Here is an 11,983-nt window from a genome sequence, read left to right on the forward strand (position 1 = left end):
GCAACAGCAGCAACAGTCGCCGAAGCAGCAGGAAAAGAGCGACGGCGTCGCGGGCTGGATCAAGGATATGTTCGGCAGTAACTGATTTTGACCGCACGACCAGACCCCTTAATACGAAAGTATTAAGGGGTTTTTTTATGCCTGTAAAAAAGTTAACGGCTCTTTAACTCCATAATAACTATCTGGTTATTAATTCAGCCTTCGACCGGCGGCGACAGGCATATCGCTTGCCTTGCCTTCGACGTTTCGCCTATTATATCGCCCGTCATAATAATAATTCTCGTTTACGTTATCATTCACTTTCATCAGAGATATACCCATGGCGCGTCCAAAAACTGCTCAGCCAAATCACTCGCTGCGTAAAGTCGCAGCTGTAGTAGCCACGGCGGTTAGCGGCATGTCTGTCTACGCACAGGCAGCAGAACAACCGAAGCAAGAAGAAACCATCACCGTCGTTGCCGCCCCGGCCGCCCAGGAAAGCGCCTGGGGACCGGCGCCGACTATCGCGGCAAAACGCTCCGCCACGGCGACCAAAACCGATACCCCGATTGAAAAAACGCCGCAGTCTGTGTCGGTGGTGACGCGCCAGGAGATGGAGATGCGCCAGCCGACGACGGTAAAAGAGGCGCTCTCCTATACGCCAAGCGTCTTCTCCACTCGCGGCAGTTCGACCACCTATGACGTGGTCACCATTCGCGGCTTCACCACCTCGACGACCGTCAACACCAACCAGTATCTGGACGGCATGAAGCTGCAGGGGAATAACTACTCTGAAGTCTCCATGGATCCTTACTTCCTCGAGCGTGTGGAAGTTATGCGCGGGCCAACCTCGGTGCTGTACGGCAACAGCAACCCGGGCGGTATCGTCAGCATGGTCAGCAAGCGCCCGACTACCGAGCCGCTGAAAGAAGTGCAGTTTAAGATGGGCACCGACAATCTGTGGCAGACCGGGTTTGACTTTAGCGACGCCATTGATGATGCCGGCGTCTGGTCGTATCGCCTGACCGGCCTTGGCCGCAGTCAGGATGCCCAGCAGCAGATGGCGAAATCGACCCGCTACGCGGTGGCGCCCTCCTTTAGCTGGCGTCCGGACGATAAAACTGACTTCACCTTCCTGAGCAACTTCCAGAATGACCCGGATGCGGGCTACTACGGCTGGCTGCCGCGCGAAGGCACCGTGGTGCCGTATTACGACGCCAACGGTAAGGCGCACAAGCTGCCGACCGATTTCAACGAAGGCGAGTCCGATAATAAAATCTCCCGCCGCCAGAAGATGGTGGGCTACAGCTTCTCCCATCAGTTCGATGACACCTTTACCGTGCGGCAGAACCTGCGCTATGCCGATGTGCATACGCTCTATCGTTCGGTATACGGCAACGGCTATGTCGCGCCGGGCTACATGAATCGCGCCTACGTGCGCTCCGACGAGCACCTGAACACCTTCACCGTCGATACCCAGCTGCAGTCTGATTTCGCCACCGGCGCGGTCAGCCATACGCTGCTGACCGGCGTGGACTACTCGCGGATGCGTAACGATGTGGATGCCGACTACGGGACGGCGGATCCTATCAGCATGAGCAATCCGCAGTACGGCAATCCGAATATTCAGGTCACCTTCCCGTACGCGGTCCTCAACCGGATGGAGCAGACCGGCCTGTACGCGCAGGATCAGATGGAGTGGGATAAATGGGTGATGACCCTGGGCGGCCGTTACGATTACGCCACGACCTCAACGTTAACCCGCGCCACCAACAGCCTGGCGGAGAATCACGACCAGCAGTTCAGCTGGCGCGGCGGCATCAACTACCTGTTCGATAACGGCATCTCGCCGTACTTCAGCTACAGCGAATCGTTTGAACCGGTATCGGGTTCCAACAGCCGCGGCCAGCCGTTCGATCCGTCGCGCGGTAAGCAGTATGAAGCCGGCGTGAAATACGTGCCGAAAGATATGCCGGTGGTGGTCACCGCGGCGGTCTATCAGCTGACCAAAGACAAGAACCTGACGGCTGATCCGGCTAACCAGGCGTTCAGCATCCAGACCGGCGAGATCCGCTCCCGCGGCCTTGAGCTGGAGGCGAAGGCGGCGGTGAACGCCAATATTAACGTCACCGCAGCCTACAGCTATACCGATGCGGAGTACACTCACGATACGGTGTTCAACGGCAAACGTCCGGCGGAAGTGCCGCGTAACATGGCCTCCCTGTGGGCGGATTATACCTTCCACGAAACCGCGCTGAGCGGTCTGACGATTGGGGCCGGGGCGCGCTATATCGGTTCAACGGTCAGCTACTACAAAAATGACACCAGCACCGGTAAGAAAAATGATNCCTTTAGTGTGGCCGGTTATGCGCTGGTGGATGCGACGGTGAAATACGATCTGGCGCGCTTTGGCCTGCCGGGATCGTCGGTCGGCGTCAACGTCAACAACCTGTTCGACCGCGAATATGTCTCCAGTTGCTACAGCGAATACGCCTGCTACTGGGGCGCCGGACGTCAGGTCGTCGCCACCGCCACCTTCCGTTTCTAACCACCTACGGGCGCGGTTCGCCGCGCCCTCTATCAGGTTATCGCTATGCAGGAACAGACTCCGCACGCAGAAACCACCTTCGCGCTGGATCGCGTCACTTTCCGTGTGCCTGGTCGCACATTGCTCCATCCGCTCTCGCTCACCTTCCCGTCCGGAAAAGTCACAGGCCTGATCGGCCATAATGGCTCCGGCAAATCGACGTTACTGAAAATGCTTGGCCGTCATCAGCCGCCCTCCGCAGGCGAAGTGCTACTGGACGGGCAGCCGCTGGAGAGCTGGGGCAGCAAAGCCTTTGCCCGCAAAGTGGCCTATCTGCCGCAGCAGCTGCCGCCGGCCGAAGGTATGACGGTGCGCGAGCTGGTGGCGATCGGCCGCTATCCATGGCACGGCGCGCTGGGTCGCTTTGGCGCAGCGGACCGTGAGAAAGTAGAAGAGGCGATTGCGCTGGTGGGGCTGAAGCCGCTCGCTCATCGTCTGGTGGACAGCCTCTCCGGCGGTGAACGCCAGCGGGCGTGGATCGCCATGCTGGTGGCGCAGGACAGTCGCTGCCTGCTGCTCGATGAACCCACCTCGGCGCTGGATATTGCTCATCAAGTCGATGTTCTGGCGCTGGTGCATCGTCTCAGCCAGCAGCGCGGCCTGACGGTGATCGCCGTCCTGCACGATATTAATATGGCGGCCCGCTATTGCGACTATCTGGTGGCCCTGCGCGGTGGAGAAATGATTGCCCAGGGGACGCCGGCGGAACTGATGCGCAGCGACACTCTGGAACAGATCTACGGCATCCCGATGGGGATCCTGCCACACCCGGCCGGTGCGGCGCCGGTAAGCTTTGTCTATTGATGATGAACCCAACTCTGATAACCCGACGCCGCCTGCTGATCGCGATGGCGCTCTCGCCGCTGCTGTGGCAGATGCGCGGCGCGCAGGCGGCCGACGTCGACCCGCAGCGCGTGGTCGCCCTGGAGTGGCTGCCCGCGGAGCTGCTGCTGGCGCTCGGCGTGACGCCCTATGGCGTGGCCGATATTCCCAACTATCGCTTGTGGGTGAACGAACCCGCGCTGCCCGACTCGGTGATCGATGTTGGTCTGCGTACCGAACCCAACCTTGAACTGCTGACGCAGATGAAACCGTCGTTTATCGTCTGGTCGGCGGGCTACGGCCCGTCGCCGGAGAAGCTGGCGCGTATCGCGCCCGGCCGCGGTTTCACCTTCAGCGACGGCAAACGGCCGCTGGCGATGGCCCAGCGTTCGCTACTGGAAATGGCCGATCTGCTGGGCAAAACGCAGCAGGCGAAGCGCCATCTGGCGGAGTTCGACGCGCTGATGGAGAGCCTGCGTCCGCGTTTTGCCGGGCGCGGCGATCGTGGGCTGCTGATGATCTCTCTGCTCGATCCCCGCCACGTGCTGGTGTTTGGCGAAAACTGCCTGTTCCAGGAGGTGCTTGATCGCTTTGGTATTAAAAACGCCTGGCACGGCGAAGCGGCATTCTGGGGAAGCGTTAGCGTTGGCATCGACAGGCTGGCGGCATTTAACGAAGCCGATGTCATCTGTTTCGACCATGGCAATGAGCGAGATATGGCTCAACTGCTGGCGACGCCGCTCTGGCAGGCGATGCCCTTCGTGCGCGCGGGCCGCTTCCAGCGCGTTCCGGCGGTCTGGTTCTACGGCGCGACGCTGTCAGCGATGCATTTTGCCCGCGTGCTGGCTGATGCCCAGGGGAGTCCGGCATGAATACGCGTCTCTCGCCGTTAGCTATTATCCTGCTGGCCGGGCTGCTGGGCGTCGCCTTCGCGCTGAGCATCGTCAACCTCAATGTCGCCTTGCCCTATGCGCAGTGGCGGCAGGCGCTGTGGCAGCCGGATGTCGATGATATTGCCCAAATGCTGTTTCATTACAGTTTGTTACCGAGACTGGCTGTTGCGCTGCTGGTGGGGGCCGGGCTGGGACTGGTTGGCGTCCTGTTCCAGCAGGTGCTGCGTAATCCGCTGGCGGAACCGACCACCCTTGGCGTCGCCACCGGCGCGCAGCTGGGGATAACGGTCACCACGTTATGGGCTATTCCCGGCGTGCTGGCGTCGCAATTCGCCGCGCTGGCCGGGGCCTGTCTGGTGGGCGCGCTGGTGTTTGGCGTCTCGTGGGGTAAGCGCCTGTCGCCGGTAACGCTGATCCTGGCGGGGCTGGTGGTCAGCCTTTACTGTGGCGCGCTTAACCAGCTGATGGTGATTTTCCATCACGACCAGCTGCAAAGCATGTTCCTGTGGAGCACCGGGACGCTGACGCAGACCGACTGGAGCGTAGCGCAGCGCCTGTGGCCGCAGCTGCTTGGCGGGGCAATACTCACCTTGCTGCTGCTGCGGCCGCTGACCCTGATGGGGCTCGATGACGGGGTGGCGCGTAACCTCGGGCTGGCGCTGTCCCTGGCGCGCCTCGGCGCCCTGACGCTGGCGATCGTCATCAGCGCGCTGCTGGTGAACGCGGTAGGGATTATCGGCTTTATCGGCCTGTTCGCGCCGCTGCTGGCGAAAATGCTTGGCGCCCGTCGGCTGCTGGCGCGGCTGCTGCTGGCGGCGCTGATCGGCGCGCTGCTCCTGTGGCTTTCCGATCAGGTGATCCTCTGGCTGAGCCGGGTATGGCGGGAAGTCTCCACCGGCTCGGTCACCGCCCTGATTGGCGCGCCGCTGCTGCTGTGGCTGCTGCCGCGGTTGCGCAGCATCAGCGCCCCGGTGATGAACGGCGGCGATAATGTGCAGCCTGAGCGCTATCATGTGCAATGGTTTGTTCTCGCAGGCGTCGCGTTGCTGCTGNTGGCGGTGAGCGTGGCGCTGGCCTTTGGTCGCGATGCCCACGGCTGGCTGTGGGCCCACGGCGATCTGCTGGAGCAACTCCTGCCCTGGCGCTGGCCGCGGGTGCTGTCGGCGCTGTTCGCCGGGGTCATGCTGGCGGTCGCCGGCTGTATTATCCAGCGCCTGACCGGCAACCCGATGGCCAGCCCGGAAGTGCTGGGCATCAGCTCCGGCGCGGCTTTTGGCGTGGTGCTGATGCTGTTCTTCGTGCCTGGCGACGCCTTTGGCTGGCTGCTGCCGGCCGGCAGCCTTGGCGCGGCGGCCACCTTGCTGATCATTATGCTCGCCGCCGGGCGCGGCGGCTTCTCGCCGCATCGGATGCTGCTGGCGGGGATGGCGCTGAGCACCGCCTTCACTATGCTGCTGATGATGCTGCAGGCCAGCGGCGATCCGCGTATGGCGCAGATCCTGACGTGGATCTCGGGGTCGACATATAGCGCGACGCCGGAGAGGGTGGTGCGTAGCGGCGCGGTAATGCTGGCGCTGCTGGCGCTGGCGCCGCTCTGTCGTCGCTGGTTAACCATCCTGCCGCTGGGCGGGGAGGCGGCGCGAGCGGTGGGCATGGCGCTGACGTCATCGCGGATTGTTCTGCTGCTGCTGGCGGCCTGCCTGACGGCGGCGGCGACGCTGACCATCGGCCCGCTGAGCTTTGTCGGGCTGATGGCGCCGCATATCGCGCGGATGATGGGCTTCCGGCGAACCCTACCGCATATGGTGATCTCCGGGCTGACTGGCGGGCTGCTGCTGGTCTTCGCCGACTGGTGCGGACGGATGATGATGTTCCCGTATCAGATCCCGGCGGGGCTACTGTCGACCTTTATCGGCGCGCCTTACTTTATTTATTTGCTGAGAAAGCAGAGTCGCTAACGGTCCTGGATGGCTTCAACATCCCCGGTGGCGCTATCGCTTACCGGGGCTACAGCGCTGTGCGATTTGGTAGCCCGGATAAGGCGCAATGCGCCTTATCCGGGAAAATCCCTGCGCCACCAGGCATTCAAGCACCTTACAGCTTGGCAAATACCCGGCGCGCGGCGTCGATGGTGTTGTCGATATCTTCTTCGCTGTGGGCCACGGACATAAAGCCGGCCTCAAACGCTGACGGCGCCAGGTACACGCCTTCCTCCAGCATCAGATGGAAGAAGCGCTTGAATCGTTCAACGTCGCACTTCACCACGTCCTGATAGCAGGTGACGGTTTCGGCATCGGTAAAGAAGATGCCGAACATGCCGCCGACGTTATTGACCACCAGCGGGATCCCGGCGTCACGCGCCGCATCCAGCAGGCCTTGCGCCAGCTGGTTAGTCAGTTCAGTCAGGGTTTCATGGACCCCCGGCTGCGCCACTTCGTTCAGGCAGGCGAAGCCAGCCGCCATGGCGATCGGGTTGCCGGAGAGGGTGCCCGCCTGATAGACCGGACCGGTGGGCGCCAGAGCGTCCATCACCTCACGGCGGCCGCCGAAGGCGCCTACCGGCATCCCGCCGCCGATGATTTTCCCCAGACAGGTCAGATCCGGCTCCACGCCGTAGTAAGCCTGAGCGCCTGCCAGCGCCACGCGGAAGCCGGTCATCACTTCGTCGATAATCAGCAGGGCGCCAAATTCGTCGCACAGGGCGCGCAGGCCCGGCAGGAATTCCGGCTGCGGCGGAATGCAGTTCATATTTCCGGCCACCGGCTCGACGATGATGCAGGCGATCTCCTGCGGATACTGCTCGAACGCCGCGCGCACCGAGGCGAGGTCGTTATAAGTGCAGGTCAGGGTATGTTTGGCGAAATCGGCCGGGACGCCCGGCGAGTTCGGCTGGCCGAGGGTCAACGCGCCGGAACCGGCTTTCACCAGCAGGCAGTCGGCATGGCCGTGGTAGCAGCCTTCGAACTTAATGATTTTGTCGCGCCCGGTGAAGCCGCGCGCCAGGCGAATGGCGCTCATGGTGGCTTCGGTACCGGAGTTCACCATCCGCACCATATCCATGGTCGGCACCAGCTCGGTCACCAGGGCCGCCATTTTCACTTCCATTTCGGTCGGCGCGCCAAAGCTCAGGCCGCGGGATGCCGCCTCGATCACCGCATTGCGGATAGCCGGGTGGTTGTGGCCCAGCACCATCGGACCCCAGGAACCGACATAATCGATATAGGCTTTCCCATCCACGTCATAGAGGTAAGCGCCATCCGCGCGTTCGATAAACAGCGGTGTGCCGCCGACGCCGGTGAAAGCGCGCACCGGCGAGTTAACGCCGCCGGGGATCAGTTCGCGCGCAGCGTGGTACAGATTTTCAGATTTGCTCATGGCCAGGGTCCTGGTTCGTGAAAAATGTTTTATCGGCTATTCTAAGTTATTCCAGGATGGTTATGAAAGTTTTGNCCAATTGAAACAATGTGCCGCAAGGGCATTTTTTTGACGACGCAGCGCGCCGGGACGGCTAAAATGCCGCTCTCTTCATTTGTATTACCAATAATTGATAACGGCATGAAAGCAGAAACTCCCTCTTTTGAAGCACATCAGTTTGTGCGGGTGCGTCGCGGCGATGCGGTGCGCCGTCTGATTCAACGCGATAAAACGCCGCTGGCGGTGCTGTTTATGGCGGCAGTGGTCGGCACGCTGGCGGGGCTGGTGGGCGTCGCCTTTGAAAAGAGCGTGAACTGGGTGCAGAACCAGCGGATCGGCGCGCTGGCGCAGGTGGCGGACCACTGGTATCTGGTCTGGCCGCTGGCGTTTATCCTGTCGGCGCTGCTGGCGATGGTCGGCTATTTTCTGGTGCGTCGCTTTGCGCCGGAGGCCGGCGGCTCCGGGATTCCGGAAATTGAGGGCGCGCTGGAGGAGCTGCGGCCGGTGCGCTGGTGGCGCGTGCTGCCGGTGAAATTCGTTGGCGGCATGGGGACCCTTGGCGCCGGGATGGTGCTGGGTCGTGAAGGACCGATGGTACAGCTTGGCGGCAACATTGGGCGCATGGTGCTGGACGTTTTCCGCATGCGCAGTCCGGAAGCGCGGCATACGCTGTTGGCGACCGGTGCGGCGTCGGGGCTTTCGGCGGCCTTTAATGCGCCGCTGGCCGGTATTCTGTTTATCATCGAAGAGATGCGCCCGCAGTTCCGCTACAACCTGATCTCCATTAAAGCGGTGTTTACCGGCGTGATCATGTCGAGCATTGTGTTTCGCATTTTCAACGGCGAAGCGGCGATCATTGAGGTGGGTAAACTAAGCAACGCCCCGGTAAATACCCTATGGCTGTATCTGGTGCTGGGCATGCTGTTTGGCTGCTTTGGCCCGCTGTTTAATTTTCTGGTGCTGCGTACTCAGGATCTGTTCCAGCGCATCCACGGCGGCAACATCAAAAAATGGGTGTTGATTGGCGGATTAATCGGCGGGCTCTGCGGTCTGCTGGGGCTGATGCAGCCCTCCGCGGTGGGCGGTGGCTTTAACTTGATCCCTATCGCCGCTGCCGGTAACTTCTCCGTCGGACTGCTGCTGTTTATCTTTATTGCCCGCGTGGTGACCACGCTGATCTGCTTCTCTTCCGGCGCGCCAGGGGGCATTTTCGCGCCTATGTTGGCGCTCGGCACGCTGCTGGGCACGGCGTTCGGCATGGCGGCTATTCCGCTGTTTCCGGCCTACCATCTCGATGCCGGCACCTTCGCGATTGCCGGTATGGGGGCGCTGCTCGCCGCCTCGGTGCGTGCGCCGCTGACCGGGATCGTGCTGGTGCTGGAGATGACCGATAACTATCAGCTCATTTTGCCAATGATTATTACCTGCCTTGGCGCAACACTACTGGCGCAATTCCTCGGCGGTAAGCCTTTGTATTCGACCATTCTGCAGCGTACTCTGGCGAAGCAGGAAGCCGAGCAGGCGGCAAAAGCGCAGCAGGCTCCCCGGGAGAATACTTGAACGATTTACCAGGGTATTAGATAATGGCTCAAAAGGTCCGGTTATTCTTTAACCGGCCGGAAGTATCAATGGGAGCAGAAAATGAGTGATGACGTAGCGTTGCCGCTGGAGTTTACCGAAGCCGCAGCCAATAAAGTAAAACACCTGATTGCGGATGAAGATAATCCGAACCTGAAACTGCGCGTGTATATCACCGGCGGCGGTTGCAGCGGTTTCCAGTATGGCTTCACCTTTGACGATCAGGTGAACGAAGGGGATATGACCATTGAGAAACAGGGCGTCGGCCTGGTGGTTGACCCGATGAGCCTGCAGTATCTGGTCGGCGGCTCGGTCGACTATACCGAAGGGCTGGAAGGTTCGCGCTTTATCGTGACCAATCCGAACGCGAAAAGCACCTGCGGCTGCGGCTCCTCGTTCAGCGTTTAAAGCGAGTTCTCCCCCAGCGGGAGGGAGCAAACCCTAAAAACGGTAACCTTAAGGTTACCGTTTTGCTTTTATTACCGACCGTTATCGTCCAGGGCAAACGTCGGCAGCTTCAGATGCCAGCGAATAGCCGCCAGACGAATTACCAGGGTGACCACCATCCCCATCATTGCCGAATTCTCCAGCGGGAGATGAAAGGTGTCGTGTGCCGTGGCGTGGACAATACCGCCGACGATACAGGCGGTGGCGTAGATTTCGGTACGCAGAATCATAGGAATTTCCCGCGCCAGCACGTCGCGAATAATCCCGCCGCCGACGCCGGTCACCACCCCCATGCACACCGCGACCAGCGGGCCGCTGCCAGCGAGAAAAGCTTTATTGACGCCAATGCCGACAAACACCGCCAGACCGACGGCATCAAGAACGGGCAGGATCCATTTCGGCAGCCGGCGAGGCTGGCGGACCAGCAGGATGGTCAGCATGCTGGTGACCATCGCCACCACCAGATCGGTGGGATCTTTGACCCAGAATACCGGGCCATTCGCCAGCGCCATGTCGCGGATGGTCCCGCCGCCTACCGCCGTCACTACCCCTAACACCAGCACGCCGAATGGGTCCATACGCAGTTTTCCGGCCAGCAGTACGCCGGAGATCGCGAAGACAGCTGTGCCAATAATATCCAGCCAATAGACAAGCATCGTTGATTCCCACTGAACATCCGGTGTGCCGGATGATTATTTTACCTGGTCAAGCGCCGCACAAAGTTGTTTGGCGGCGAGGATAATACGTGGGCCGGCGCGTTCAAACCAGTCGCTGTGTAACGCAATCAACGAAATGGTGAGCTGATGTTGCCAAAAGCGCTGCGCTTCGGCAATGCGGCTGGCATCCCCGGTCACCACGATCGCCTGCGGCTGGCGGGCCAGCACCTGTTCGCGGCTCACCTGCGGCCAGGGAACGCGACTGGTGGCGAAGATATTCTCGCCGCCGCAAAGCCTTAGCACCTGATCCTGAATCGAACCGGGGCCGCTGGTGAACAGCGGTGCGGAGCCGAACTGCAGGAAGACGCGTTTCTTCGGCGCGTTGGCATAGCGCGCTTTCAGCGCATCGTACTCCTGCTGCATCGCCTGCGCCGCCTGCTGTGCTTTTTCCGGCTGCGGGCTCCACTGCGCCAGCTCACGCAGGGTAGCGATGATCTCTTCTATGGTCGAGGTCTGTACCCACAGGACATGAATACCCAGAGACTGCAGCTGGTTAACCTGGCGTTCGGCATTGCCCCCGCGCCAGGCCAGCACCACGTCTGGCTTGAGCGCCACGATGCGTTCCAGGTTCATTCCCTGCCAGCTGGCAACCTGTTCGATCGTTTTGGCCTGCGAAGGATAATCGGAATAGCTGCTGACGCCGACCGGCGTGATCCCGGCGGCAAAGGCCAGTTCGGTATTGGCGGGGGAGAGGGTGATCACCCGCGGCGCGGCCAGCAGCCACGCCGGGGCGAGTAACAGCAGCGCGGCAAGCGCGAAGGATAGCGACTTAGCCACGTGCCAGGTTCTGTACCAGATTCTCCACCATCAGGGTGGACTGTCTGGCGGCGACCGCAAGGAACTCCTCAAAGCTGAGGTGGGACTGCTGGTCGGCCACGTCGGAGATAGCGCGAACCACCACGAAGGGAACCTTAAAGTTATGGCAGACGTGGGCGATGGCGGTCGCTTCCATTTCCACGGCGATCGCCTGCGGGAAATTATGGCGGATCTTCGCCAGACCGACAGAGCCGTTAATGAAGGCATCCCCGCTAACGATGAGGCCGCGAACGGCGTTGAGATCTAACGCTTTAATGCAGCTCTCTGCGGCGGCCACCAGTTTTTCATCCGCCTTAAAACCCGCCGGGCAGCCAGGGAGCTGGCCGTATTCATAGCCGAAGGCGGTGACGTCGGCGTCGTGGTAGCGCGCTTCATCGGAGACGACGATATCGCCGACCTTCAGCGTCGACGCCAGGCCGCCGGCAGAACCGGTATTAATGATCACGTCAGGCTGGCAGCGCTCCAGCAGCAGGGTCGCGCCCATCGCCGCCGCTACTTTTCCGATACCAGACTTCAGCAGAGCGACGTCAACGCCGTGAAGTTGGCCGGTATAGATTTCGCTTCCGCCAATGGTGATGGTCTGGCGGTTTTCGATTTTGTCGCGCAGAAGGGTAACTTCCTCTTCCATAGCGCCAATAATGCCAATTTTCATAGATTTACTCGCGATGTGTCAGGTTTAGTTGCATAGTCTATCATGCGCTTAAGGGGAAGCGTATTGCTCGCGCGGGAGA

General features: G+C 60.9%; 11 protein-coding genes. 7 read left to right on the top strand and 4 right to left on the bottom strand.

Annotated elements, in window-relative coordinates; translation table 11 throughout:
• The 5 genes from VZP09_RS00885 to fhuB all read left to right on the top strand — a co-directional run.
• On the top strand, positions 1-85 hold an 85-nt coding region (locus VZP09_RS00885), incomplete at its 5' end, for a hypothetical protein (RefSeq protein WP_328795458.1).
• Between the two features lie 234 nt (positions 86-319).
• Positions 320-2,527: a ferrichrome porin FhuA gene (gene fhuA, locus VZP09_RS00890; RefSeq protein ID WP_328794839.1), complete on the top strand. Its 2,208-nt coding sequence runs from the start codon at positions 320-322 to the stop codon at positions 2,525-2,527.
• A 45-nt stretch (positions 2,528-2,572) separates the two neighbouring features.
• Positions 2,573-3,370, top strand: a complete 798-nt coding sequence (gene fhuC / locus VZP09_RS00895; protein WP_004145876.1) for a Fe3+-hydroxamate ABC transporter ATP-binding protein FhuC — start codon at positions 2,573-2,575, stop codon at positions 3,368-3,370.
• Entirely contained in the window at positions 3,370-4,260 is an 891-nt protein-coding gene (fhuD, locus tag VZP09_RS00900) for a Fe(3+)-hydroxamate ABC transporter substrate-binding protein FhuD (protein WP_021313454.1), read from the top strand. Before fhuC ends, fhuD begins: the two co-directional genes overlap by 1 nt.
• Positions 4,257-6,239 carry a Fe(3+)-hydroxamate ABC transporter permease FhuB gene (gene fhuB / locus VZP09_RS00905; RefSeq protein WP_328794840.1) on the top strand — a complete coding sequence of 661 codons (1,983 nt, stop codon included), beginning with the start codon at positions 4,257-4,259 and terminating at the stop codon, positions 6,237-6,239. The genes fhuD and fhuB overlap by 4 nt, the downstream gene beginning before the upstream one ends.
• A gap of 136 nt (positions 6,240-6,375) precedes the next feature.
• Here the strand turns inward: fhuB and hemL are convergent, their stop codons facing one another.
• Positions 6,376-7,656, bottom strand: coding sequence for a glutamate-1-semialdehyde 2,1-aminomutase (hemL, locus tag VZP09_RS00910; RefSeq protein ID WP_002889272.1), 1,281 nt, complete (start codon positions 7,654-7,656; stop codon positions 6,376-6,378).
• Positions 7,657-7,836: 180 nt separating this feature from the next.
• Here hemL and clcA point away from each other — a divergent pair, with 180 nt between their 5' ends.
• On the top strand, positions 7,837-9,255 hold the full coding sequence (gene clcA, locus VZP09_RS00915) for a H(+)/Cl(-) exchange transporter ClcA (RefSeq protein WP_004151932.1): 1,419 nt from the start codon (positions 7,837-7,839) through the stop codon (positions 9,253-9,255).
• A gap of 81 nt (positions 9,256-9,336) precedes the next feature.
• The gene (erpA, locus tag VZP09_RS00920; RefSeq protein ID WP_002889275.1) at positions 9,337-9,681 is read left to right on the top strand and encodes an iron-sulfur cluster insertion protein ErpA; all 345 of its coding nucleotides are present in this window, start codon (positions 9,337-9,339) and stop codon (positions 9,679-9,681) included.
• 71 nt (positions 9,682-9,752) lie between these two features.
• Here the strand turns inward: erpA and VZP09_RS00925 are convergent, their stop codons facing one another.
• Genes VZP09_RS00925 through mtnN form a run of 3 tightly spaced genes read right to left on the bottom strand, consistent with a single transcriptional unit; the run spans position 9,753 to position 11,904 of the window.
• Positions 9,753-10,376: a TRIC cation channel family protein gene (locus VZP09_RS00925; protein ID WP_002889277.1), complete on the bottom strand. Its 624-nt coding sequence runs from the start codon at positions 10,374-10,376 to the stop codon at positions 9,753-9,755.
• 36 nt (positions 10,377-10,412) lie between these two features.
• Positions 10,413-11,213 (bottom strand): vitamin B12 ABC transporter substrate-binding protein BtuF, encoded by an 801-nt coding sequence (gene btuF, locus VZP09_RS00930; RefSeq protein WP_002889279.1) that lies wholly within the window; start codon positions 11,211-11,213, stop codon positions 10,413-10,415.
• A complete protein-coding gene (gene mtnN / locus VZP09_RS00935; protein ID WP_002889282.1) occupies positions 11,206-11,904 on the bottom strand; it encodes a 5'-methylthioadenosine/S-adenosylhomocysteine nucleosidase in 699 nt (232 codons plus the stop codon). The genes btuF and mtnN overlap by 8 nt, the downstream gene beginning before the upstream one ends.
• Positions 11,905-11,983: the final 79 nt, after the last annotated feature.

The sequence above is a fragment of the Klebsiella sp. EMBS2024 genome, from assembly GCF_036233805.1.
Classification (GTDB): Bacteria; Pseudomonadota; Gammaproteobacteria; order Enterobacterales; family Enterobacteriaceae; genus Klebsiella; species Klebsiella pneumoniae.